At 69.7% G+C, this 22,895-nt stretch carries 29 protein-coding genes; 16 read left to right on the plus strand and 13 right to left on the minus strand.

All coding sequences use genetic code 11. The features are described 5' to 3' along the window. The first annotated feature begins 3 nt into the window (after positions 1 to 3). The 7 genes from HNQ79_RS29115 to HNQ79_RS29145 all read left to right on the plus strand — a co-directional run bounded on the left by HNQ79_RS29115 (position 4) and on the right by HNQ79_RS29145 (position 3,493). A complete protein-coding gene (locus tag HNQ79_RS29115; protein WP_185035961.1) occupies positions 4 to 459 on the plus strand; it encodes a hypothetical protein in 456 nt (151 codons plus the stop codon). Next, positions 456 to 602: a hypothetical protein gene (locus HNQ79_RS29120; RefSeq protein WP_185035964.1), complete on the plus strand. Its 147-nt coding sequence runs from the start codon at positions 456 to 458 to the stop codon at positions 600 to 602. The genes HNQ79_RS29115 and HNQ79_RS29120 overlap by 4 nt, the downstream gene beginning before the upstream one ends. Further along, the gene (locus HNQ79_RS29125) at positions 599 to 1,036 is read left to right on the plus strand and encodes a hypothetical protein (RefSeq protein WP_185035966.1); all 438 of its coding nucleotides are present in this window, start codon (positions 599 to 601) and stop codon (positions 1,034 to 1,036) included. Before HNQ79_RS29120 ends, HNQ79_RS29125 begins: the two co-directional genes overlap by 4 nt. A 176-nt stretch (positions 1,037 to 1,212) precedes the next feature. Next, the gene (locus tag HNQ79_RS29130) at positions 1,213 to 1,377 is read left to right on the plus strand and encodes a hypothetical protein (protein WP_185035967.1); all 165 of its coding nucleotides are present in this window, start codon (positions 1,213 to 1,215) and stop codon (positions 1,375 to 1,377) included. After that, complete coding sequence (locus HNQ79_RS29135; protein ID WP_185035969.1) at positions 1,374 to 1,748, plus strand: hypothetical protein; 375 nt, start codon at positions 1,374 to 1,376, stop codon at positions 1,746 to 1,748. The genes HNQ79_RS29130 and HNQ79_RS29135 overlap by 4 nt, the downstream gene beginning before the upstream one ends. Further along, a complete protein-coding gene (locus tag HNQ79_RS29140; RefSeq protein WP_221508280.1) occupies positions 1,745 to 2,422 on the plus strand; it encodes a hypothetical protein in 678 nt (225 codons plus the stop codon). The genes HNQ79_RS29135 and HNQ79_RS29140 overlap by 4 nt, the downstream gene beginning before the upstream one ends. Before the next feature lie 159 nt (positions 2,423 to 2,581). After that, positions 2,582 to 3,493: a serine/threonine-protein kinase gene (locus HNQ79_RS29145; protein WP_185035971.1), complete on the plus strand. Its 912-nt coding sequence runs from the start codon at positions 2,582 to 2,584 to the stop codon at positions 3,491 to 3,493. An 87-nt stretch (positions 3,494 to 3,580) separates the two neighbouring features. On the opposite strand, the gene HNQ79_RS29150 is transcribed toward HNQ79_RS29145, so the two are convergent. The 5 genes from HNQ79_RS29150 to HNQ79_RS29170 form a co-directional block, all read right to left on the minus strand. Continuing rightward, the gene (locus HNQ79_RS29150) at positions 3,581 to 5,050 is read right to left on the minus strand and encodes a DUF2637 domain-containing protein (protein ID WP_185035972.1); all 1,470 of its coding nucleotides are present in this window, start codon (positions 5,048 to 5,050) and stop codon (positions 3,581 to 3,583) included. A 283-nt stretch (positions 5,051 to 5,333) separates the two neighbouring features. After that, positions 5,334 to 6,182: a hypothetical protein gene (locus HNQ79_RS29155; protein WP_185035974.1), complete on the minus strand. Its 849-nt coding sequence runs from the start codon at positions 6,180 to 6,182 to the stop codon at positions 5,334 to 5,336. A 74-nt stretch (positions 6,183 to 6,256) separates the two neighbouring features. Beyond that, positions 6,257 to 7,090: a nucleotide-binding protein gene (locus HNQ79_RS29160; protein ID WP_185035976.1), complete on the minus strand. Its 834-nt coding sequence runs from the start codon at positions 7,088 to 7,090 to the stop codon at positions 6,257 to 6,259. A gap of 376 nt (positions 7,091 to 7,466) precedes the next feature. Beyond that, positions 7,467 to 7,859, minus strand: coding sequence for a hypothetical protein (locus tag HNQ79_RS29165; protein ID WP_185035977.1), 393 nt, complete (start codon positions 7,857 to 7,859; stop codon positions 7,467 to 7,469). Further along, on the minus strand, positions 7,856 to 8,128 hold the full coding sequence (locus tag HNQ79_RS29170) for a hypothetical protein (RefSeq protein WP_185035978.1): 273 nt from the start codon (positions 8,126 to 8,128) through the stop codon (positions 7,856 to 7,858). Before HNQ79_RS29170 ends, HNQ79_RS29165 begins: the two co-directional genes overlap by 4 nt. Before the next feature lie 122 nt (positions 8,129 to 8,250). On the opposite strand from HNQ79_RS29170, the gene HNQ79_RS29175 reads away from it, so the two are divergent. Continuing rightward, positions 8,251 to 8,658: a hypothetical protein gene (locus HNQ79_RS29175; RefSeq protein ID WP_229923729.1), complete on the plus strand. Its 408-nt coding sequence runs from the start codon at positions 8,251 to 8,253 to the stop codon at positions 8,656 to 8,658. Continuing rightward, complete coding sequence (locus HNQ79_RS29180) at positions 8,655 to 8,807, plus strand: hypothetical protein (RefSeq protein ID WP_185035979.1); 153 nt, start codon at positions 8,655 to 8,657, stop codon at positions 8,805 to 8,807. The genes HNQ79_RS29175 and HNQ79_RS29180 overlap by 4 nt, the downstream gene beginning before the upstream one ends. A 144-nt stretch (positions 8,808 to 8,951) precedes the next feature. Here the strand turns inward: HNQ79_RS29180 and HNQ79_RS29185 are convergent, their stop codons facing one another. The 6 genes from HNQ79_RS29185 to HNQ79_RS29210 all read right to left on the minus strand — a co-directional run bounded on the left by HNQ79_RS29185 (position 8,952) and on the right by HNQ79_RS29210 (position 15,710). Continuing rightward, positions 8,952 to 9,785, minus strand: a complete 834-nt coding sequence (locus HNQ79_RS29185; protein ID WP_229923728.1) for a hypothetical protein — start codon at positions 9,783 to 9,785, stop codon at positions 8,952 to 8,954. Positions 9,786 to 9,797: 12 nt separating this feature from the next. Beyond that, positions 9,798 to 10,679, minus strand: coding sequence for a hypothetical protein (locus tag HNQ79_RS29190; RefSeq protein WP_185035980.1), 882 nt, complete (start codon positions 10,677 to 10,679; stop codon positions 9,798 to 9,800). Positions 10,680 to 11,039: 360 nt separating this feature from the next. Continuing rightward, on the minus strand, positions 11,040 to 11,837 hold the full coding sequence (locus HNQ79_RS29195; RefSeq protein ID WP_185035981.1) for a helix-turn-helix domain-containing protein: 798 nt from the start codon (positions 11,835 to 11,837) through the stop codon (positions 11,040 to 11,042). Next, entirely contained in the window at positions 11,834 to 13,369 is a 1,536-nt protein-coding gene (locus HNQ79_RS29200) for a hypothetical protein (RefSeq protein ID WP_185035982.1), read from the minus strand. The genes HNQ79_RS29195 and HNQ79_RS29200 overlap by 4 nt, the downstream gene beginning before the upstream one ends. Beyond that, positions 13,366 to 14,130, minus strand: coding sequence for an AAA family ATPase (locus HNQ79_RS29205; protein WP_185035983.1), 765 nt, complete (start codon positions 14,128 to 14,130; stop codon positions 13,366 to 13,368). Before HNQ79_RS29205 ends, HNQ79_RS29200 begins: the two co-directional genes overlap by 4 nt. Beyond that, positions 14,130 to 15,710 (minus strand): Mu transposase C-terminal domain-containing protein, encoded by a 1,581-nt coding sequence (locus tag HNQ79_RS29210; protein WP_185035984.1) that lies wholly within the window; start codon positions 15,708 to 15,710, stop codon positions 14,130 to 14,132. Before HNQ79_RS29210 ends, HNQ79_RS29205 begins: the two co-directional genes overlap by 1 nt. A 287-nt stretch (positions 15,711 to 15,997) precedes the next feature. On the opposite strand from HNQ79_RS29210, the gene HNQ79_RS29215 reads away from it, so the two are divergent. The 3 genes from HNQ79_RS29215 (at position 15,998) to HNQ79_RS29225 (ending at position 17,614) form a co-directional block, all read left to right on the plus strand. Then, positions 15,998 to 16,867, plus strand: a complete 870-nt coding sequence (locus HNQ79_RS29215) for a recombinase family protein (RefSeq protein ID WP_185035985.1) — start codon at positions 15,998 to 16,000, stop codon at positions 16,865 to 16,867. An 82-nt stretch (positions 16,868 to 16,949) separates the two neighbouring features. Further along, on the plus strand, positions 16,950 to 17,237 hold the full coding sequence (locus HNQ79_RS29220) for a hypothetical protein (RefSeq protein WP_185035986.1): 288 nt from the start codon (positions 16,950 to 16,952) through the stop codon (positions 17,235 to 17,237). Positions 17,238 to 17,257: 20 nt separating this feature from the next. Continuing rightward, on the plus strand, positions 17,258 to 17,614 hold the full coding sequence (locus HNQ79_RS29225; protein ID WP_185035987.1) for a hypothetical protein: 357 nt from the start codon (positions 17,258 to 17,260) through the stop codon (positions 17,612 to 17,614). A gap of 127 nt (positions 17,615 to 17,741) precedes the next feature. On the opposite strand, the gene HNQ79_RS29230 is transcribed toward HNQ79_RS29225, so the two are convergent. Beyond that, positions 17,742 to 18,248, minus strand: a complete 507-nt coding sequence (locus tag HNQ79_RS29230; protein WP_185035988.1) for a hypothetical protein — start codon at positions 18,246 to 18,248, stop codon at positions 17,742 to 17,744. Between HNQ79_RS29230 and HNQ79_RS29235 the strand changes: the two genes are divergently transcribed. From HNQ79_RS29235 to HNQ79_RS29250, 4 genes are all read left to right on the plus strand, one after another. Next, positions 18,247 to 18,564, plus strand: a complete 318-nt coding sequence (locus HNQ79_RS29235) for a thioredoxin family protein (RefSeq protein ID WP_185035989.1) — start codon at positions 18,247 to 18,249, stop codon at positions 18,562 to 18,564. The genes HNQ79_RS29230 and HNQ79_RS29235 overlap by 2 nt on opposite strands. A 366-nt stretch (positions 18,565 to 18,930) precedes the next feature. Beyond that, on the plus strand, positions 18,931 to 19,614 hold the full coding sequence (locus HNQ79_RS29240) for a hypothetical protein (protein WP_185035990.1): 684 nt from the start codon (positions 18,931 to 18,933) through the stop codon (positions 19,612 to 19,614). 183 nt (positions 19,615 to 19,797) lie between these two features. Continuing rightward, the gene (locus HNQ79_RS29245; RefSeq protein ID WP_229923727.1) at positions 19,798 to 20,529 is read left to right on the plus strand and encodes a hypothetical protein; all 732 of its coding nucleotides are present in this window, start codon (positions 19,798 to 19,800) and stop codon (positions 20,527 to 20,529) included. Further along, positions 20,526 to 20,723, plus strand: a complete 198-nt coding sequence (locus tag HNQ79_RS29250; RefSeq protein ID WP_185035991.1) for a hypothetical protein — start codon at positions 20,526 to 20,528, stop codon at positions 20,721 to 20,723. The genes HNQ79_RS29245 and HNQ79_RS29250 overlap by 4 nt, the downstream gene beginning before the upstream one ends. A gap of 447 nt (positions 20,724 to 21,170) precedes the next feature. Here HNQ79_RS29250 and HNQ79_RS29255 read toward each other — a convergent pair whose 3' ends face one another. Continuing rightward, positions 21,171 to 22,040, minus strand: coding sequence for an ATP-dependent DNA ligase (locus HNQ79_RS29255; protein WP_185035992.1), 870 nt, complete (start codon positions 22,038 to 22,040; stop codon positions 21,171 to 21,173). Positions 22,041 to 22,895: the final 855 nt, after the last annotated feature.

Genomic DNA, 22,895 nt, shown 5'->3' on the forward strand with positions numbered 1-22,895 from the left:
GACGTGACCCACACCCTCGGCGCGGCGCCTGAGAGCACGCGGCTGGACGTCAGCAGCCGGACGTCGGGCCTGTATCGCTGCACACAGTGGATCGTGCTGCCGGAGGGCCGCCAGATCCTCGCTGACGTCGAAGGCGCCGCGGACCCGGAAGCCGCCGTGGGCTGGCTCGTCGAACGAGGGCACGCCACAGCATCCGCATTCGAAGACGTCTGGGCCAACGAAGCCGACCACGTCGGCACCCTCCGCTCCCGCCTCATGGCAGAGGACTTCACCCAGCAGGCACTCGCCGCGCTCCAGGCAGGACATCGGTTTGTCCTGGAGATATCCGCGCCGGACAGCTTCACCGAGTTCGTCCTCGAAGCCATCACCGCCTATCGCGCATCGCCTCCGCACCCGAACGAGAAGGGCAGCACCATGTCCGACGAACTGGCCTTTGCCAGAACGGAGATGACGGCATGACCGACACCACCGCCCACGACCCGGCACGGGCCCGTCACGAGAATGCCCGTGCCGCCGGGGTCGCCTTGGAGTGGGTCCTGCGGGACACCGGCGCCGAGGCCAGCCTTCGAGCCCTCGCCGACAGGAAGGAGGAGAACCAGTGATTCCCACCAGGCGGAAGCTCACGGTCGCGGGCGACGCCCAGGTCGAAGCGGCCGACCTGGGCGAGATCCGCGTGCTCTACTCCTGCATCCTGTCCGCCCGGAGCATCCCGGCCCGGTCGGACATCAACCAGTCCCTGCTGGATATGGAGACCGCATACGAGGCACTGATCACAGAGATCGACGGCACCGACGTCCACCAGATACTCCACCCGCGCTACGAGTCGGCCGTACGGGAGGGGCGAGCGCTCATCGAGGCGATGGAGGTCGCGGAGTATGCCGACGTCTGGCCGGCCGACAAGCACCAGAGGGCGAAGACGCGTGCAGCCTTCCAGCAGGCCCACCAAATGGCTGAGCAAGTGAAGGCTCTGACCGAAGTCCTCAGCGTGCAGCGCCGGGAGCGGATCAACAGGCACTGCGGCGGCCCTACCCCCTGATGTCCGTATCGACGACTTCCCCGCTGGGTGCCTCCGGTACGAAACCCGCCACCCTGGCGCCAACGACGGGCCGGCGGGGAGACGCCGCCTCATCCAAGAGTGGCGGACCGGGGCCCTTCTGGTTCCGGCGCCTTTCCCGGAAGGGGCTCCCGCCCACACGCAAGGAGACACACAAGTTGCCTGTTTCGACCCCGGTCCTGATCGCCCTCGTCATCGGGCTCGCGGGAGCAACCCTCCTGTGCTGGGGGGAGACCTGGGCGCGACGCCGAGGGCCTGCGTCCCCGCTCAACGCCGACGACCCCCACCACGACTTCCCACCCACCATGGAGCAGGACCAGTGACCACCGCCATAGCGCCACCGGAGATCGACACCGAACACATCAACATCCTCATCAACCGGGCCACCGGGATCTTCGCCTACGAGCACACGGACGCCGAGCTCGACGAACTCGCCCGTGGCCTGCGGGACGCGTACAGCGCCCTGATCGACGTGGTTGACACCTGGGCCCCGAGGTCCTGGCAGAAGCGTCTGCTGGCGGCTACCCGGCGCTGTGAGGGGCTCCTGAAGGCCGACCGGGAAGCATCGGCGACAGCACACTGGTGCCGGTCCTTCGGGACCCGCCTGCGCTACCTCGCCTACGCCTACACCCACCCGCCGAAGGACCTGCTGGAACGGCTCGCAGAGAGCGGGGCAGTAAAGGAGGTCGCATGATGACGCTCCGCCAGTTCTATTGGAACGGGCTTCACGTCCCCTTCATAGCGCCATGGAGCCGCGAGAAGCCCCTCCCGTACACCGTCATCCGGCGACGAGGGCGCAGAGGCGAGGGGCTCGGCTTCGCCGACGAACTCAGTACCGCTGACCGCAGGGACGCTGTCCTGTGGATGCGGTATGCCGTCGTGCGCGGGGCCGGGAAGCCCGATCTGGCTGGCGTGCACCCGCTGCGCCAGAGACAGGCCATGTCCCACATGCTGTGCCAGGTCTGCGGAAAGTCCACGTATGACGACCCGGCGTACGAGCGGTGGGGTGAGCGGCACCTGGTCCTCATGCGTGCCGTGGACGGCCGTCTGATCAACGAGGGCGAGCGAACCGCCACGCCCCCCGTGTGCGAGCCGTGCGCAGTCGAATCCGTCCGCGCCTGCCCGCATCTGCGCAAGGGCTATACCGCGGCTCTGGTGCAACATGCCCAGCCATGGGGGGTCGCTGGCACCGTCTACGACCCCGAGACCCTCAAGCCCCTTCTCCCAGACTCCGAGGAGAGCCTCACAGAGGTGGGGTTCGACCAACCGTCGATCCGATGGGTTCTGGCGGCCCGCGATGTCGCGACCCTGCACGGCTGCACGACCGTCGATCTGGAAGACCTCGCGGCTCAGGGAGCCGTGGCCTAGACCCCCGTCGCCGGATCGGCCGCCAGAATCCCCGGTCCGCCCGACGGTTCATGCCCCCCGGCGCGGGACAACCAGCATGTCCCCCTCGTGCCCAGGCCCCGCGCCGGGGACCTCACTTCCTGAACGCCCCGTATCCCGTAGAGAAAGGGCACCATCAACATGTCGGACACCATCCACCCCGCTTCAGTCCTGACCACCATCCCGCCGCAGACGAACGCACCGTCGGAGGGACGGGCCGAGATCGAGCAGCTTGCGGGCTCGCCCACTACGTGGGAGTTGAAGACGGACCGCGGCGGCACAACCGTCTGGCGGGTGACCGGTCCGATTGGGCAATGGGCGCTGAAGATCGGCCGGGGAGAAGGCGCCGCCGTGGTGGGCCGGGAAGCGGAGGTGCTCGGCCGCCTTCACTCCACCGTGCCCTCGGCTTCCTACGGTGCGCGGGCCAAGAGCAACAGGGCCTCCACTAGCGCCTGGCTGCTCACCCCGTGGCTTGACGGCACTTCCACTTGGGAGGTCTTCCGTGCCGTCCGCGACGGCAAGACCGAGCGGGACGAGGCCCTGGCCGCGGCCGTCGATCTGGCCACCGCCATCGGCTCGCTGCACCAGAGCGGATGGGTCCATGGAGACATACAGCCCCATCACTCCATCCACACGCCGAGCGGCGTACGACTGATCGGCTGCTCGTGGGCGTGGAACATGGAGCTGGCGCCCTCGTACGCCTTCCACGGAGGGTTGTTGCACCTCATGCCCCCCGAGCTGATGGCGCGCGTCGAGTCTGGAGAACGGCCGGTCGGTCCGAGCCAGCCCGACGAGACATACGCACTGGCAGCCGGCCTGTGGTGGGCCGCCTCGAACTCCTGGCCTCTGGACTACGCCCAGATCGGGATCGACCCGGGGAAGTTCACGGCGAAGGCGCTGCGGCAGGTACTTCTGCGCCGCTGGGCACCACTCGGCCACATCCCCGAGTGGCCACAGCTGGAGGAAGTCCTGCGGCCCGTACTCGCCACACGCCCGCACGAGCGCCCGTCAGCGCTGCAACTCGCTCAGTGGCTTCGTTCCGTGTCCCCGTAGAGCGCGGCGGACCACTGGCGTGCGGAAGGGCCCCACGGGAATCCGTAGGGCCCTTCCGCACGTGCAGCCGTAGTTGCGGCCTGCGGCCTATGCGAGCGCCGCCTCCTTCTCCTCGTCGATCGTCTTACTCTCGCGCTGGTGCCCGATGGTGACGGGCGCCTCCTGGTCTTGGCGTTCCCGCAGCTCGCTCCCGCCAGTCGTCCCGTCATCTGCGGGGCCCTGGTGTTCGGGTGCAGGCTCGGGTGCCACTGGCGGGGCGGCGGCCGCCGCTGTGCGCTGAGCCTGCTGTGCTTCCTGCGCGATCTGCCGGAGCTCGGGAAGGAGTTGCCCCAGCGCCCGGCGGACGGCCCCATCCTGCATCAGCCCTTCTTGATTTCCCCTACCATCCAGTCCTTTCCCGGCCGCCTTGCCCAGCTGTATGTTGGCCGCGTACGCAACCCCATTGCGGACCTGCGCATGATCGGCGAGGACACGCAGGTCGCCATTCCGGATCTGGGCTACGAGGACCTCCCGGAGTTGGGACTTCGCCGACCCGGCATCCGGTGCCTGTACTGGCATCGGCTGGACTGGAGGGCGCGAAGCCGCCTGGGGGCTCACGGGCTGCGCGGGAGGCTGCTGGGCCGCGGCTATCGGCACGGGGGCCCCGGTGTTTGGTACGGGAGCCGGCGCCGTCGGGGCCTGCTGGACGGGAGCGGGGCGCGGAACCGGCACCGCTGCCTCACCTCGCGGCACGGGCGACGGTGCGACAGCCTCAGCCGGTTGCGCTGCCGGGCGGGGAGCCCCAACGTCCTCCGCCCGCGGCTCCGGAGCCGGAACCTCCGTGGCGGGAAGGGGCTTCCTGGAGCCGGGGGCGCGGACGTACTCCAGGGTGTCGTGCAGATCCTCGCGCCACCTCTTCCACATCTGCCGTGGGTAGCCGACGAACGGCACCCACAGCAGCAGGCTGTAGCCCCGCTCCGCGTTCTTCTTTTTCTTCTTCGGATACTTCCCCAGGACCAGCTGTTCCACCTTTTTGAGCAAGGACTCCAGGAAGATGGCGTAAACCAGGGGCGGGATGACCGCGACAAGCCGACCGCCGAGGGTGGGCGACTCTCCGGGGGCGTGAGGGGTGTGCAGCAGGTTCATTACGGCCGAGGCCACGATGAACCCGACCAGGTAGAAGCGGGTCAGCTGGCTGGACCGAGCGGTAAGCGCCTCGAACAGCCGCAGCAGTGACAGGCCGAGCGCACCGGCGTCCAGCAGGAGAGCGAAACCTGTTGCCGCGGTCCACGAGCCTCCGTTGCGGTCGAAGGCGTACGCCTTCTGTGCGCCGAAGCTCAGCCAGGCCGCGATGCCCGCGATACAGAAGATGATGACGAAGGACACCGAAAGACTGGTAACAGCGAGACGGCGTCGCCACGTCTTACGCCGTTCCACCGCCAACTTCTCGCGGTCTTCCGCAGACAGCTTGTCCTGCTCACGCGTCCGGCGGGAACGGAGCACCAGGGCCACGACGCCGAGGACGCAAAGCGCCGCGAAGCCGATACCGGCAGGCAGCAGGAACTTCTCGACCTTCATCCGCGGGACCCCTTCTTCCCGCTCGCGGGTGCGGTCGGGATGGGCCTGCGGCTGCTATCCGCCGCCTGGTGACGCATGGTCACTCCGATCATCGGTTTCTGGGGCTCGGGCTCCATACCCTAGGTTGCGACACCCACAGCCACTGAAACCGCAGCTCCCTCTCCGGCCCCGCGGGTCCGTCCGGCCCCTGGCCCTTCGTCACCAAATGTCGAAAACCCGGGGACCTGTATCGCGCGATACAGGTCCCCGGGTTGTATCGCGCGATACAGGTCGGGTGTGGCTGCTACGGCGTCGCTGCGCTCTCTCCGAGTTCGGAGAGGATGGTTCGGGCGACCAGGAGCGAGACTTCAGGCTGAGCCCGTGCGACTTCGCGGACCCTGCTCTCGTCAAAGGTCCCGGGGCCTGCCTGGAAGCGCAGCACCGGCGTGCTGGAAGACTTCTCGGAATCGTCGTCACCGTTCACGGGACTAGCTGCCAGGCCGAGTTGATCACGGATCTTCTCAAGGCTCGGCGCCCTGGTGTCCCCAGCGTCGGCCGCCGTGGTCCACACCAGACGCACCTTGTCCTTGCCGTGGTTGGTCAGCACTGGAGAGAGCACGTCGATCTGTCGTACGCCGAGTTCTCCGACATTCAGCCCTTCCAGGGCTTCCAGCAGGGGCTCTTCCTTGACCATGCGGTAGGCGTGCTGCCGGGAGACCCCGACAACTCTGAGCCATGCAGACCAGGACCGGCACGGCTTGCCGGTCGCAGGGTCGGCGATGTGCTGCCAGCAGTTGCTTGAGTTCGCGAGCCGGACCGCCGGCCCCGCGTAGTGGAAGTACGCCGCGAGCGCCCGGCGCTCCATCGCGTCGCGGAGGGTCTGCGCGGCGTGCAGCCGCTTCTCGCACGCGGTAATGATCTCACCGGGTGCGGCGCCTTCCGGCAGCTCGGCGGCGAGCGCCTGGTGGATGGCAGCGGGCAGGCCCTCGGCCACGGCGGTGGGGATGACCGGGGCTGTCGGCCCGGCAAGTTCGGCACCCTGCCCGTCCGCCTGCGCCGGCAGGGTCTGACCTGGTGGGGATACCGTCTCCCCGCTCCGCCCCTCCGACTCGGGGGTGACGTTGACGGGGAAGCCGGTCAGCGGAGGAAGCACGTGGCGTCCGCTGCCATGTGTGGATGGTTCCGGGGCCGTCTGGCCGGTGGGAATCTGGGACCCCTTTACCGGCATCAGACCGCCACCTTTTCCAGTTCGCGCTCGATGATGAGCCCCGTACCGAGAGCCTCATCGCGAGTGATGATCTTGGACTCGACCAGGAGCGGGATGAAGTTGGTCAGGTCCCTCCAGCGAGGGCGCTCCTTGTCGGCGGCGGTCTCCTCCCTGTCCTCGAAGACGGTTGCCGGGCCAGGAATCCGTCCGTAGGCCCGCTTGTAGGCGACCAGCATGGGGATCTCCGTGTCGAGCAACGGGTAGGGGCCGCCCTCCTGGTCCTCGGCGAGGAGACGTTCGCGGGCATCGATCCGGTCGTTGCTGTTCTCGCAGCGGCTGAGCACGAAGTACATGTCCAGCGGCTTGCCGGTGTTGTTGAGCGCCGCCCCCATGAACACGGCCTGACGCGTCTGGGGTGCCTGCTCGGTGTCGCCTTCGTCCGGGCACAGCGGGATGAGGAGGATGTTCACGCGGCGGACGGCCGCCAGGAAGCATTCGTAGTTCCCGCCGCCCACGTCCACCACGATGTCGTCGACGTCACCGCGCGCCTTGATCTTGTCGATCTCCTTATCGAGGTTGGCGAACGGATAGCGGATGACCTCGAAGGGCCAGGGGAAGTAGCCGCGCAACTTGGCCTTCTCCGGCCACTTGCTGCTCGTTTGGCTGGCACTGTCCGCGTCGAACAGTACGACCTTCCGGCCGAGGACAACCGCCAGGAACAGGGCGATGAGCTTGGCCAGCCTCGTCTTCCCCGTGCCGCCCTTCAGGGCGCCAACTGCGATGCAACGGGTGTCCTTTGGGCGTGCCTTCGCGATGTCCGGGGGGCCGCTAGGCTCAGGGATGAGTGTCGTCACGATCTTCCTCGCAAAAGGGTGGGTTTTGACGGTTGGTCTGAACGGTGCCCGTCTCTGGCAGGAGACGGACACCGAGGCTTCCGGGAGCGAGCGTATCCGCGCGGGTACCTCGGGGCTGGCAAGACCGCCTGCATCGGGGCCGACCGGCCCCGTGGTCTGTTCTGACCGGCATGACGAAGGCCCCCACCTACTAGGTGGGGGCCTTCGTCATGCCGGTCAGGGCGAAGGGCAGACGCGCGTCGAACGTGGACCACTACGGCGAGGGCGGCGTGGTCGACGGAATGCGAGTGCGGTCAACCCGGCGGGGTACTCCTCGCGGGTGATCTTGGTGGCCTTGATGTGCACTGCGGTGAGCCCGCGGACCTCGGGCCGATCATCACGGCAGGTCTTCCAGCTCGATGTCCGGGTACAACGCGCGGAGCCGGTCGGGCTCTCCCGTGATCACTGGCCACTGTCTGGCAGCCGCCAGGTAGGCGACGTGACCGGCCGCAGTGCCAGCCCCGGTGTCGACGTTCGAGCGCAGGAGGCCCGCCCCGCGAGCGTCCGCCTCGTCCAGCGCCGCGACGGTCAGGAGCGGGAACCGGAGGATGGCCGACAGGGCGTGGGCGGCATCGGGCTTCAGGCTGGCGTACGCATCCGACAAAGCGGTGGACGGAGCCAGGAGCGGGATCACGCGCTGGTGAGCGATCGACAGCAGGGCCTGCATGTAGAGACTGCCTCGGGCGGCGGCCGCCAGCGCCGTGGTGTCGAGGATGCGGCCGCCGATCACGCGGCGCTGCTCTGCTCGGTGCCGCCGGTGATGCCGAGCGCCTTGGCGGCCCATTCCTCGTGCTCAGGGCCGGGCCGGTCGCCGGGGAAGAGGCGGGAGAGGACGGCGTCGACCTCGGTGGATTCCTGTTCGCGCTGTAGCAGGGACTGGATGTGTCCCGATACGCTGGCAATCTGCCCTGCGGCCTCCCGCTCTTTGAGCTGGTCGAGGACCTCCTGCGGGAGGGTGATCGCCGTTTTCGCTTTGGGTGGGTTCTTAGGCTCGGTCATACCCGAGTAATACCACTCTCCGGGATGTGTCGGGAGGGGTTCGCCGAACTTGTTGGCTGGAGCCAACGCGGGGTGGGTAGGCTCGCTTCTCGTGTTGGCTGTAACCAACAAAGGGGAGTCCGTTGTACGACATCGACATGTTCGCCGACGAGGTCGAGCAGCTCGCGGGCCAGGCCGACCAGGCCGAGGGTGCCGAGCGCGTTGAGCTCCTGGCCCGCGCCGCCAACCTGGCTATAGACCCGCTGCGCCGGATCGAGCTGCTGATGCTGGTCGCGGACGCTGCGGGCCGCGCCGCGCATCAGGCGGTCGCTCCGGCACGCCGGGGTGAGAACAGGGCGGGGAACCCTGCGACGTACGAACAGATCGGTGTGGCCGCCGGTTTGAGCCGGGATGTTGCCCACCGGCAGCACACCCACGGTGAGGCCCTGTCGTGGCCGGCCAGGCGGCGGGGCGTGCACAACGGACGTACCTCTTCCCGTCGGGAGGCGGCGGAGAAGACGGACACGAGCAGGGGAGAGAAGGTCAAATGACCGAGGACGAGATCGCGCGAGGCGTCGCGCGTGGGCTGCAAGCGCACGAACGCCGCCGTGCCGAAGGCCAGGCCCGTTCCCTGCTCGCGGGCCTGGCGATCCTGATGGCGGCCACCGTCGCCTTCATCGTGCTGGTGACATACGGATGACCGGCGGCCGTCCTCTAACCTGAAGGTGGCGGCCGCACCCACCAGTTCCAAAGAGCTGCGGCGGACCTCAGTGCGGCCGCTACCACCCCCGTACTCACCGGCGCGACCTTCGATTGCTGATGGCTGGCGTACCCGAGGCTGGCCTCAGCTGTCAGCGTCGAGATCCAGGAGTCTGGCCGCCGCCTCCAAGATGCTGCCTGCCTGTTCCGTGGCTGCTGGGGGCTTGCCCGACCGCTTCGAGTACGCCCGTGTCTCCCGCACGACGCCGCGCACGTATACCAGGAGGTTGGCGCGCTCGGAGGCGCTGCGCCGGTCGTCGACGGCCTCGGTGAGCTGCTCCCACCAGAACCCATCGTCGTCGGGGTCGGCGTGGATCTCTCCGGCCTCGTAGTGCTTCAGTAGAGCCCGCGCGGCCGCGTCGAGCTCGGCGTAGCGCGCTTCCCCGGCTGCGATGAACTGGGCCTCAGCGATGCGGGCCTCCATGGCCCGCCGGTCGATCAGGTGCGCGACCTGCGGCTGCCGCCGGTCGCCGGGGCGGCCCTTGACGGCGACGTACAGCCGCTTGCGGAGATTCATCGCGCTGCCCGGGTTCGGCTCCCCGAGCCGGTTCAGGTACCTAAGAACGAGGGCCATCTCCTTCCAGGAGGTACCGCCGGCGCGGGCGTCATCGATCGCGGAGAGCTGGAAGGGGTCGGCAGCGAGACGCAGCCACTCGGCCAGTTGCATGCGCAGCACCGCCGCCTTCCGGTGCGCCTCCCCCTTGAGCTGGTTGGCGTACTGCTGGGCGAAGGTGAGTACGCCGAACAGCTCGGCGTCACCGGGCCAGCGCTCCAGGTACGGCTCGCCCTTGCCGGCTTCGCGGTGCAGCTCGTACAGCCGGGCGGCCAGCACGCGCGGCTGCTCCTCGGGCGTCTCCCGTGCGGGCCGCGTGTCGCGGGCAGTCGGTGCTGGGGTTTTGCGGGGGCGTCGCATCGTCATCTCGCCGGGGATTCAGAGGTGCTTGGGTGCCAGGGCCAGACGGTGGGTGCTCTCCAGGGCCGCCACGGCCTGCGCGGGGACGACAAGGATTCCGTCGAGGAGGTCGCGCGCCCTCGCGTACGCACTGCGGCGCTCATGGTCGCTGCCGCCCGTGTCCAGCGCCGTGGCAAGGAGCTTGCGGGCCTGCTCGGCCGCGCGCCGCTCGGCGGGAGGCAGCTGTCGCAGGCCGGTGCGGCGGGCGCGATCGTCGGCAGCCTTCCAGGCGGTCGAAAGTGCCGCGACGGCCCGCTGGTAGCGGTCGACGTCGTCGCCGAGTCGCGCGTCGTCCGCCGCGGCGAGGGCCTGCACCAGGGCGGCAGTCTCCGGCACGCTCACGTCACTCAGTGACGGCCGGTCCAGCCACTCCAGGACGTCGCCGAGGTAGTCCCCGTACGCGGTGGCCACCGTGTCGTGTGTGCGCTCCAGGGCCTGCCGACGGCGCCGCTTCGTGGTGCGGCGACGCCGTACCCGCCAGGCTCCCCAACCGGCCAGCGCAGCCACCGCGAGGCCGCCGAGGGCCAGGCCGCCCCACAGCAGCAGATCGGGAAGGATGCTGTCGCTGCCGGAGTCCGCCGCGGGTTTCGGGTCGGGTGAGGGCTCGGTGTCCGCCCCGCCCGTCAGCAGGCGGAGCCCTCCGCTGAGAAACCCGGTGCCGACACTGAGAGCGAGACCGGTGACGATCAGCGACCGGCTGTTCCGGGCGAGGTGGGAGTTCTCGGACTGGCGCCCCAGCGCGACCCCAATCCAGCCGGCCACGGTCATGAGCACCCCGGCGGCCACGCCGAGCCAGAGGGCCCACTCCACCCAGGCCGTGATGCTTTCGGTGACTCCGAGGAAATCCTCACTGGCACGCATCCGTGCGTCCTCCGGTTTGGGGTGACGGCGGGCTTGTCCCGAGCGTCGATTCTCCTGAAAAGCTGCTCTGACCTGTGCGTTTTAGCCCGATGGGCCTGACTGCGGATCGGTCGCATTCCGTAGCGTACCGCCTCCGACGCGTTTTTTTCCTACTAGGAAATGGCATGTACATGCCCGAAAAGTCAACCATCCTCCTTCGCGCATAACCGGAATTATGCGCGGCCTTGCCGATCATGAAAACGGCCCCCGAGGAGAACCCTTTGCCAACAGTGGTCCGACGGACCGGCACTCGTGTCGGACGACATGAGGATGTCAGTGGCTGGCGACACGAGATGTCAGTGGGCGACGACATGAGGTGTGTCAGTAGGTAGTCGTCTCGTCGGAGTCGAGGAGGCGTAGGCCGTACTGGACATCGGGGGCCAGGACGGCGGTGTCGCCCTCGGTCGGTACGAGGAGGCCGGAGTCGATGAGCCCCGCAACGGCGGTGGCCCACTCCGGGGTGTCCCTGTCGTACGGGGAGACGCTGCCCGCGTGGTGCGCGTGGAAGAGCACCGTGGCGTCGAGGTCTGCGAGGACGTCGCGGTCCGGGGGCCGGCGGGGGGTGCGCCAGGACCGGTCGTGGTCGGCGGGGTGGAGCCAGTCCATCTGCCGGTCGGTGAGGACGTCGTTGCGCGGGCTCAGGGTGAAGTGGTGGGGTGCCGCGCGGCGCAGGGCGTACGGTCCGCCGAGCTCGGGGTGGGCCCAGGCGTGGGCAAGGGCGTCGGCGGTGCGGTCGTAGGTCCAGTGCAGCGACTCGGCGAGGTAATCCGCGGTGAGCGGGCGGCCGGCGTGGGCGAGCGCGTTGAGGACGGCGGCCGCGTCCGCGTCGGTGCCGGGGTCCTGGAGTGGGTGCTCGGTGTCGCGGTGGCGGGGCAACTGGTAGACGGCCTCGGCGTACGGGGTGAGGTCGGCGGGGTGCAGGTCCAGGCGGCGGGCGAGTTCGAGGACGACGTGCAGGGGCTGGTTGGGCAGCGCGTCCATGGTGATGGCGCCCTCGTGGACGCCGAGGAGGTCGGCGAGCTCCCACGCGGAGAGGCCCGCATTGTGCAGGCGGCGGCGCAGTTCGTCGCCCCAGCCGCGGGGCTTGTAGCGCGGGGGAGGGTGGAAGCGGTCGGTCACCGGTCGGGGCCTTCGTCGGAGAGGATCACCACGTCCAGGCGGCGGGCTGCCATCCAGTCGGTCAGGGGCGCGGGCCCGGCACCGATCCCGGCGACTTCGCACATGCCGCGGTGGAGCCAGAACGGGTTGACGCCGATCCGGCGGCAGGTCCGTCCGATGGTCTCGACCAGGGCGCGGTCGGAGGCGTCGAGGGTGGGGTTCTTGGGGTCGGCGAAGTAGCGGCGGCGGGTGCCGGAGCCGTCCGCGCGGCGGTGGGCGAGGTGGGCGGCGAGGAGTTCGGCGGCGTACGGGGGCAGGGGGGTCTTGCCGGTGGTGTGCGCGTAGCTGGGGCTCTCGTCCTGGTGGCGCCGGTCGATCTCGTGGGCCCAGTCGGCGCGCAGGTAGGCGGCGGCATCCGGGAAGGTCGGCAGGTACAGGTAGTGGCCGTGCTCGTCGAGGTTGCGGCACAGCAGATGGGAGAACCGGTCGGGGGCGGCGGTCAGGTGCAGGGAGATGACGGTGACGGCGGCGGCGTGGGTGGAGACGGTGGCGCGCAGGGCGCGGCAGATGCCCGGGGTGAGCCAGGTCGTCAGCTGGTCGGCGGCGGCCGGTCCCAGTGCGCGGGACTGCCAGCGCAGCAGGACACCTTGGATGAACAGGGATGCCTGGATCGCGCGGAGGCGGATGAGGGCGAGGCGTCCGCTGGCGGCGGGGCCGAGGCGTTCGTCGCGCAGGTAGGCGTTCAGGGCCTGCTTGAAGGCGTTGCCGGTGCGGCCTTCGGCGAGGTGGTTGCGGTGGCGGCGTACGAAGGCGTCGGTGGCCTGGGCTTCGGTGCGGTAGGCGAGGTGGAGCTGGTCGAAGGTGTCTCCGGCGAGCTGGCGGCGGCAGGCGGCGAGGAAGAGCGGGAAGTCGGCGGTGGGCAGCGCGGGCCAGTCGGCGTCGGGGTCGGCGTACTCGTCGGGGTTCAGCGGGAGGGACACGGCCGGGGCCGGCAGGGGCAGGACGCGTTCGAAGGTGTCGCCGCCCATGGCCCGGACCGGCCGGTGGGGTGCGCCGAAGGGTATGCGCCCACGGGCGGCGCCCTTGCGTTCGGATCGGCCCAGGCTCTCGATGGCGTTGCACATGCGGGCCGGGTCGCCGCCGCCGGACCAGATCAGCCACAGGTCGGCGTTGGTCTGGTCGGCGAGTTCGGCGAGCTGGAGGGCCTCGCGGTGGGTGAGCCGGTGGGCGCGCTCGATGAGGATGTCGGTGACGCGGGCGGCAGTGATCCACGCGGTGGCGGCCTTCCACGCGTCGGCGATGCTCAGGCGGCAGGTGCGTACGGCGGCCGGGTTCTTGCCCGCTCCGGCCAGCACGTCCCACACCAGGTCATTGGCGGAGCGCACCGGGTTGGGGCGGACCACGATCCGCTCCGGGGCCTCCAGTGCGGCAAGGCGCCGGGAAAGGTTCGGGTCGTCGTTGCCGTCGATGACGACGTACACCGTGCGGTGGGGTTCGGGCGGCCGTGCGGCGGGGTCGTCGATCACCTCGCCGGTGGGTAGGACGCCGGTCATTGGAGGCCGCCGCCAAGGAGGGCGTAGGCGTTGTGGACGGTGGTGTCGTCGACGGTGCTGAGGCCCTGCTCCTCGCACAGGGCGGCGGCGGTGTGGGTGAAGACCGCCCAGTCGCGCATGGTGCCGTGACCGTACGAGCTGTCGACCTCCAGGAGGAGATCGTCGCGGGCTTCGGCGTAGATGGGGTGGTAGCGGCGCATCAGGGCGGGGACCTTGACGGGGTCGAGCGGGGAGAAGGGTAGGCGGCGGAAGACCCGGGAGCGGAGCATCGGCTCCTTGGACAGGACTTCCCAGCAGCCGTCGCCGCCGACGTAGAGCAGGGCGAAGCGGGTCCTGGGGTGGTCGTGGAGGTGGCGCAGCAGCTCGATGCAGTCGCCGGTCAGGCGCTGGGCCTCGTCGACGACGACCAGGCGCATCGGGGTGGCGAGCAGGCCGACGAGTTTGGTGGTGAGGTCGAAGCGGTTGCGGGAGGAGGGGTTCTCGGTGCCGGTGAGTTCGCGCAGCAGATGGTCGGCGATCATCCGCATGGTGGGGCGGGCGGGGAAGGTCATCACGGACACTCGCGGGCGGGACACCGCATCGAGCAGGTCGATGGCTTCCAGGGCGGCCTCGACGGCGAAGGTCTTGCCGGTGCCGGCCGGGCCGTGGACGACGCCGGTGGCGGCGTTGGCGACGAGATCGCGGACGATACGGGCGGTCATCTGGAAGTGTCCGGTGGGCAGGGCCGCGGCCCCGGTCAGGTCGACGAAGTGGCGCGGCATCAGCTCTCCGGGTCGGCGGTGGGGTCGGTCAGTCCGAGCAGGCTCGTGCTGGCCCTGGCGGCAAGCGCCTGGTCGCGTTCGCGCTGCGTACGGGTACGGCCGTCGCCTTCGGGCACCAGCCGGGACTCGGCGGGCGGGGTGCCGTCGCCGGTCATCGGCGCAAGGGTGCGTCGGGCCTGGCGGGAGGCGCGGCGGCGCTCCTGGCCAAGGCGTTTGGCCTCGGCGGCCGCGTGGATGCGGAAGGCGTCGGTCTGCTTGGCGGTGAGCTGCCCGGTGGGGTGTGCGGTGCACAGGTGCTTGCCCGCGAGGTAGACCTCGATCTGCCGGTCGTCGTGCGGCATGTAGCGGATCTGGACGACCTGTCCGCCGCGACCCTGGAGCTCGGGGGCGACGTAGGACAGGGAGTTGAAGCTGATCCCGTCCTTGCGGATCGTGCGCTCGGCGTCGGCGAGCATGAGGTGGCGCAGCTCGTCGGCGGGGATACGCCGCAGGGGCGCGGGATCGTCCGTCCACGCCTGGAGGGGGGTGCGACCGCCGAGCATCCGGTGCGGGCGCTCGGTGTTGTACCAGCGGGCCCAGGCGGCGAAGCGGTCGACGAACCGCTCGATGCGCATCGGCCCGCCCGCCTGCCCTTCGGCTGCCTGCTTGGCGGCCACCGAGTCCTTCACCGGCCCGTACAGCTTGCCGCCGGCGTCGCGCGGCCCGCCGGTGAAGCCGGGGAGCTGGGAGATTAGCGTCTGCTCGATCGTGAGGTTCAGCCGCTCCACCTTGCCCTTGCGGTGCGGGGTGAAGGCGGGCAGGCGGTGCATGACGACGGCCAGGGTGCCGAGTGCCGCCTCGACGGCGTCGGCGGCGAACTCCAGGCCGCGGTCGATGCGTACGCGCTCGGGCACCGCGCCGAACGGCGAGACGTCCGGCTCGTGCAGCATCGCCATCCGCATCGCGGTGAACACCGTCCCCGAGGTCGGGGCCAGGGCGACAGACCAGCCGAGCAGGGCGCGGGTGCCGTCGTCGACGACGGTCGTCATCCACGGGCAGAGTGCTTTGCCCTTCGGCGGCAGGACCAGCAGCGGGATCTGCTTGTGGTCCATCTCCCAGCACCGGCCGCGCAGCGCGTCGGGCCGTTGCAGGTACACCGAGGCCGCGCGCCGGCCGGACTCTCCGCTCTGCCACGCCGCCCGTTCGGCCGGGGTCAGCTCCTCGGCGAACGCCCGCTGCAAGGTCCGCAAGGTCACCGGTCGTGCCCTGTCCCATCCTTCGGCGAGGAAGCCGGGCACCGGCGCCCCGGCCGTGGTGCCGTCCCCGGCGACCACGGCGTGCCGGGCACGGTGCAGGGCTGCGATGTTGCCCCGGTAGAAGGCGAACGCCTCGCGGTCGGTCTCGCTGAGGACGTAGTGCGGCCGCGGCTGCCGGACGGAACGGGCGGCTGGCGGGGACAGCCACCGCCACACGGTGCGCTCGCTCACCCCGGTGCTCTGCGCGACGGTCCGTACGTGCCCGGCCGTCAGCACCCCATCGGCGCGCAGCTCCTCAAGCCGGGCCACCGCCGCCCGCCGAACCTCCGCCGCGATCTTCGCCACGTCCCGAAGTGTCAGTGGCATGTCGCCGCCGCGACACCCCACTGACATGAGTGCCGCTCGAACTGGCGAACCGGACCCGGAACACCTGCGTCCCGCCCCCTCCAACTGCTAGAGCAGGGCACGTGTCCCTCCGTCCCGGAAACGACCGTTTCCGGGACGACTGCCCGCCGGAGGGGACAGGGTGCGGATGCCGTCCCGAAAGGCGTCCCGAAACCGGAGGGCGCGGCGGAGAAGCAGGACGGGTATTCGGGACGGCCGCGCCGTGCGGCCGGGCGAGAGGGGAACATGTGAACGCCGAGCTGGACGAGATCGTCCGCGCCGAGCTCGTCGAGCGCGAACCGTGCCCGCGGTGCGGGGCGCCGCCCGGCTCGGTGTGCCGGGCGAACTCCGGCGTCGTCGCCGTCGACTACCACACCGGCCGGTACGCGAAGATCCCCGGACTGAAGTCCGGACCCGCGATCCGCATCCCTGCCGCGCGCGGCCCCGGCCGCGCATGGGAGCCCGGCCCCGAACCCGACCTCGCCGTCGGCGGCGCGCTCGCGCGGGCCGGCGACCGCATCGGCTACGCCCGCGTCTCCAGCAAGGGCCAGGACCTCGCCGGACAGGTCCGCCTCCTGAAGAAGGCCGGCTGCGTCCGGATCTACGTCGAGAAGATCGGCAGCCGGGAGAAGATCCGCCCCGAGTACAACACCGCCCTGGCCGACCTTCGCCCGGCCGACACCCTGACCGTCACCATGCTCGACCGCCTGGGCCGCAACATGATCGAGCTCATCACCTCCGCGCAGGACCTCGCCGAGCGCGACCACCGCCTGGAGATCCTCGGCGGCCCGCTGTCCGGCGTCTACGACCCGCAGGGCGCGGGCAAGGTCCTCTTCGTCATGTTCGCCGCGATGGCGGAGGTCGAGCGGGAGTTCATCCACGAGCGGACCCTGATCGGCCTGGACACCGCCGCGGCGAACGGCAACCACGGCGGGCGCCCGCCGGCCGTCGACGGCGACCAGCTCGCCGTCGCGCTCCGGCGCCGCGACGCCAACGAGCCGGTCACCTCCATCGCCCGTCACCTCGGCGTCGGCCGCTCCACCCTCTACCGGACTCTGGCCGCGTACGACGAGGCCATGGCGGCCAACGAAGCTCCCCGCACACCGCCGGGCAGCTGAGCGGCCGAAATCCGAACCCCGCCTGTCCGATGCGGCAGGCAGGATGACCTACGTCCGCTTCACCAAGGGGAGGAACACAGGCATGACCGTCGACTTCGACTCGTTGCAGGAAGCCGCTCAGGGACTGGGCGAGGACATCACCACCCACGACAAGGCCGGGCTGAACGACCTCAGCACCGCGCACCTGCGTGAACAGGCCGACGCCCGCGACGAGCTGTACGACTTCGTCGACGGCCTGTGGGACAAGACCACGGCCCGCGTGCCCGACGCCGGAGCCCGCGACGAGTACGCCGGGCTAGCCGGTCTGCGCGACCTGGCCGCGGTGCTCCGCGACAACGCGCACGAGGTCCTCGACGCCCGCGAAGACTGAGCCCCGGGAGGAGTTGCCCGATGCCATACGAACAGGACCGCAGGCCCGACTACGGCCAGGAGGACGTCCTCGTCGCCTACCACTGGATCCCCCAGCGCGAGGCCGCCGAGCAGGACGTTCCCAGCCACCGGGTGTGGAACGCTGCCCACGAACTGGAGGGCCGTGCCTGGCGCGAGCGTCAGCATCGCGTGAACTGGGGTGAGGACAGCCTCGTCGACGGCGTCTTCTACGACTTCCCCGACCCCCAGACCCTGCCGGAGCAGGAACGACAGACCGCCGACGCCCTGCTCCGCACACAGCACCGGTGGCCCTGGCTCCGCACCCGCAAGCGCCTCATGCGTACCTGGGTGACGACCCATCCCGAAGCGAGCAGCTGACGCGGAGGTCTGGACGGTCCAGCCCAACGTCCCCGGCGCCATCCCGCGCCGGGGACGTTTCGCGCTGACAAAACCCTGCGCCGGACTGACATCTACTCTGCGCACGACAGGCTGGCGACGCGAAATGTCAGCGGACGGCGACATGAGGTGTGTCAGTAGGCGGTGACGGCTCGGAGAGCATCCGCAGGCTGTACACGACGTTGTCGGGAAGGACGTCGATGAGGTCGCCGCGGGTGACCATGTCTGCGGCGGCGAGATCTTCGAGGGCCTGGCGCTGCGCGGCGTCGGCGGTGTCGATGCCGCCGTCAACCCAGACGCGCAGGAGGGCCTCCGCTTCGACGGGCTGGATCGGTCCGCGGATGTCGGGGCGGGGGTTCTTCCGTCCGGTGACGGCGTCGGCCTGGTCGGGCCTCGGCGTCTTCGACCCCGCGCGAAAGACGGCCGAGCAGCGCCAAGCCGAGCTTGCCTCCGACCGCGAAGAGTTGGCCGACGCGAGGCCATCGTGATGGAGACGGCCGCATGACTGTGGGAGAAGATGATGATCGCGGAACCTGTGCTCGGTCGGGTCGTGCTTCTGGTAGTGATGCGGGGTAAGGATGGGCTCCGGGATACACGATAGGGAGTGAGGATCCATGGCGGTGATCGAGGTGACCAGCGCGGAGCAGTTCGAAGAGTTGCTCCGCAAGAATGCGAAGGTCGCCGTGATGTTCACGGCGGCGTGGAGTGGACGTAGCAGGGCCGTCAGCCCCGCCTTCGAGGAACTCTCGGAACAGCCCACCGACATCGTGTTCGCGTCCGTGGACGTCGACGGAGTTGCTCCGGTGGCTCAGAAGTACGGCATCCGAACCATTCCCACCTTCATTCTGTTCAAGGACGGCGACAAGAGCGACGACGTGGCGGGGGCGAACATTCCTGCCCTCGCAGACAAGCTGAAGATGTTGGCCGTGTAGTGCCTGGTGCACAGTCAACGCTCACCTGGCGAGACGAGGCTCGGATGCCCCGACCTCGCCCCGTGAGGACACCGAACGACCTCTCCGGGCAGCCGTTGGAGGACGACCCACCCGGGCCTCGGCCATCGCCACTGACAGTGAGGCTTCCCGCGGCCAGATGACTCCCCATCAGGCGGCCGTGGGTGGGGAAATCTAGCTGGCCACCGACAGTCGGTGGCCACGCCCGCCGTACTCCTGCCACTGACAGAACCCGTGACGTCCGGCACTGACAATCCGATGTCGCCCAACAACTCGGGTCGGGCGCTGTCGTTGCATTCAACGACGCCCCGCCGACCGGCGCGGGCCGGACAGTGGGAGGGCTCCGGGATGAGCGAGATCGATTCGTACGACGAGCTGAAGAAGCAGATGACCGCGGCGAAGGAGCGCTTCGCCTCCGAGGTCGACGGCGCGACGATGACCGTGGTCAAGGACGACGGCTTGCACCGCCATCTGTCCTTCCGATTTCCCAAGGCGTCCTGGGACTGGTGCGAGGTCGTCACCTGGCCCGGCATGCTGATTTTGCGTGGCGGGCTGGGCTGCTGGTCCTTCACCCGTACCGAGGACATGCTCGACTTCTTCCGGCCCGGCCCGCACAGGGAGCGGATCGACCCCCTCTACTGGGAGGGCAAGCTGGTCCCCGGCTCCGGCAGCGAGGTGAAGGTGTACGACGAGGGCCGGGCCCGCGCCTACGTGCGCCAGGCCGTCGCCGAAGCCGTAGAGACGCACGAGCACATCCAGGCCGAGGACGCTGAAGACTGGCTGTTCTCGGAGTTCAGCTACGCGGAGTGGGACAGCGAGGCGGCACTGATGCGCACGCTGGGCTGGTTCGAGGGCCGCGTGGACGCCGAACGCCCGGTGGGTGGCTCTGTGGAGGAGATCAGCGCCTCCGAGTTCCACTTTCCGGTACAGGACTGGGACCTGCACCGTTACAGCGACTGGTTCCTGCTCTCCTGCGTGGTGCTGCCCTGGGCCGTCGAGCAGTACGACGCCGCCCTGGTGCCCGTCGGCTGACGTCCCTGCTTCAGTCGGCCCTGTGCTCGTGAAGCTGTGGCCAGGGGCATGCCCCTGGCCACAGCTTCACGAGCACACCGGAGAGGAGTACGCGGCCGCCGACTATGGCTTTGGCGTCACCTGCGTCAACACCGCCGCCGGTCTCCACTTCTTCACCCGCCCCGCCCGAAGGCAATTCTCTGCGTGAACGATCTGACCCTTTTCGTCGACAACCCCACCGCCCCGGCTGCGGAGCCCGCTTCGGTCGTCCACGGCGCGGTCATCATCAGTGCCGTCGAGACCGCGTGGCGGGAGATCCGGTGCCGCTTCGATGGCGTCCCGGACATCTCCGTCACCACACCGCCCACCGCCGGCGCGCAGGACCCCACCAAGTGCAGCGCTTTGCGCACGGGTCGGCGCTTCGTTCGCGATGGGCACCTGACCATGGAACTTCAGGTGTCTTCCGGCACCCTCGGACTCGGTGGCCGTCCGATGATGGAGGGGCTGCTGCACCATGCCGCGCACGGCCTGGCCCTCACCCGCGGTGTCCGCGACACCAGCAGCGCAGGCCGCTGGCACAACAGGCGGTACGGGCGCCTCGCCCTGGAGCTCGGCCTCACCCCGCCGGCGAGGGCGGCCAAGGTAGTCGGCCTGGCTCACTGCCCACTGGCCGATGCCGAAGCCTGGTCTGAGGTGATCGCAGTCCTGGACGCCGCAGCCGCCGTTCAGCTCGAAGCCACCGTCGAGTCTGCCGTCACACCTCGTGCGGGCTACCGCTTCCCCATCGTCTGCGAGTGCGCGCCCGTCCCCCGGCGCCAGCATGTCACCCCGTTCTTCTTCCGGCAGGGGCCGCTGCTGTGCGGGCTGTGTCTGGCCAAGTTCCGGCCCGCCGACTCCGTCGTGCTGCCCGTCCAGGCGGCCGGGGCGGACGCGTGATCCCCGCACCGCACCGCATGAAGGGCGCGGCCCTCGTCCTTGGTGCCAGTCGGCCCGGGGAGATCGGCCCCTTCGGCCCGTACGGCGGCAGGGCCGAGCCCGACGCCGACGAGCCGGACCAGGCGTACGCCGTGCTCGAAGCCCCGCACAAGCCGAAGGCCCCCGGGGAGCACCCGAGGGCCTTCATCCCCTGATACAGGGAAGTGCACTGCTGGACGTACGTACGCGCGTCCATGTGCAAATGTGTTGCGATCCACCGCCCTGGGCGCGCCTTCTACTTCAAGGCCATCCCCTGATACAGGGGCAGTCGCCGGTTTCCAGGGCCCGGCGAGGACACAAACGTAGCAGTGCCGCAGCGGGTCGTGGGAGCCCTTCACCCGAAAGAGGCGGACCGGTGCGATCCGCTTCGCGGCTCCTGTGCCGGGCCTCGCTAGCCCCGAACGCTTCAGCGCGCGGCGGCGTTGAGTAGGGCACTGCCGGTCACACGATTTCGGCGACTGAAGGAGAGGGGGAGAGACCGACATGAAACCCGGACTGTCGCATGTCGGCGAGGGCGACGATTTTGAGTACCTCGTCCCCGTGCTGACCGCTGTTCACGAGCTGCACCTGGCATCTTCGGCGCGGTCCGACATCTCGGATTCTCACTCCGCGGTGGGACGGAGCCGGACGAAGCGCGTTGTGGAGTGCCGTCCGCCCGTGCGCCGCACTTCGGCCACCACTTCCTTGGTGACGGCGTGCACCGGCTGGCCGCCGGCGTCGGCCAGCCGCTCCCCGACATGCCCCTCCAGCCTCTGACCAACCCTTACGGCATCGGCTGGGGCGAGGCGGGGGGACGTCGTCACCACCGTGCCCCCAAGCCGCACCTGCACCGCCCAGGGGCGCCGAACCGGCCCCACCACCCCTACCACCGTGGCGTCCTGGCTCTCGGCCGTACGCCACTTCACCCATCCCCGGGAGAGTCGCGGGTCGTACCGCGAGGTCCACCGGCGCGAGACGATGCCCTCCACCCCCATCGGCGCGAGGTCGCGCGCGAGAGCGAGAGCCTGCTCGCGGTCGTCTGTGGCCAGCACCGGCCGCACCATGCTCTGCGAGTCGAGCAGCGCCGTCAGCCGCGCCCACCGGTCAGTCAGCGGCAAAGGGCGGCAGTCCTCGCCGTCCGCCAAGAGATCGAAGACGGTGTACGAGAGGGCGATGCCGTGCGCGCGCCGGTAGGCGGCGGTGCGCTGCAAGGCGTCGAAGTCCATTCGGCCCTCGGCGGAGACGGCGCAGATCTCGCCGTCGAGCACCGTACCGGCGGGCAACGCCTCCCGAAGTGCGAGCAGTTCCGGGAACTCCGTAAAGCGTCGCCCGGTACGGGAGTGCAGGTGCAGCCGGTCCGGAAGCCAGGCCGCCACTGCCCGGAACCCGTCCAGTTTGGCGCCGTGCTGCCACCCCGACCCCTCCGGCACTCGCGGAACGGGGCTGGGGCGCATCACGCTCACCGGCAGGGACAGCGCAAGAGAAGAGGGCACGGGTACGAGGATGGGTGCCGAGTGCGCGTGAGGCCGGGAGGACAGGCCCCCAGGGCACTCCTACAGGTCGCTACTCCAGCCTCCCGCCGAGAATGCGGGGACATGCGGCTGCTCGCGACTGGACGTTGCGGGAAGCCGACTACGGCAAGTGCGGGCCGTGTAGCCCGGGTCCGTGTGCTACCCATCGGCTCGGGTAGGTCAAGGACTCGCGGAGGGACCTGCGGGCGTTGTGCTGAAACCGCGGTCCCTATCGTTCCAGCTCAGGGGAATTCCCTGATTCCTGGCGAAGGTGCGCGGGTGGTAGAGGCTGTTGTTGAGCCGACTGTCCGTATTTCCAATGTGCGCCAGCTCATGGGCCTGCGCGACCTTCCTCCGGGGGACGTGGCTGATGCTGACCGTGCGGAGATGGAGCGCTGCCATCGCGGTGACAGCGACCCGCTGCGCCAGGTCGCTCCCGTCACGGCGTAGCCAGCGAGGAAGGCAGCCCTCGCGAAGCGCCTCCAGATCTCGCACCGAAGACTCTTCGTCAGCTTGCACGATTAGGGGGCGGCGCTGGTCGACCCTCACCATGACGGCCAGGCACAGAGCCAGGAATTCAGCCTGGGTACTGCTTTGAATCCCGGCCGGGCCGAGGTCGACAGCGACCCCTTTTCGTGGATAGCCCCGCCGAGAGACGTGAATACCGGCGCGCGCCTTCTGAGTCGTGGCGAACGACGCATCACTGGACACGCTGAGCACGTCACGTGCAGCCCATGCAGGGTGAGGTTCCCCCGAGATGCGGAGGTTGCTGACATCGGGTCAGATGGGGTTCATGAGAGGAACTCTGACCATGGCCGCACCGAGGAAGTACTCGCA

This window comes from Streptomyces candidus (genome assembly GCF_014207445.1).
Classification (GTDB): Bacteria; Actinomycetota; Actinomycetes; order Streptomycetales; family Streptomycetaceae; genus Streptomyces; species Streptomyces candidus.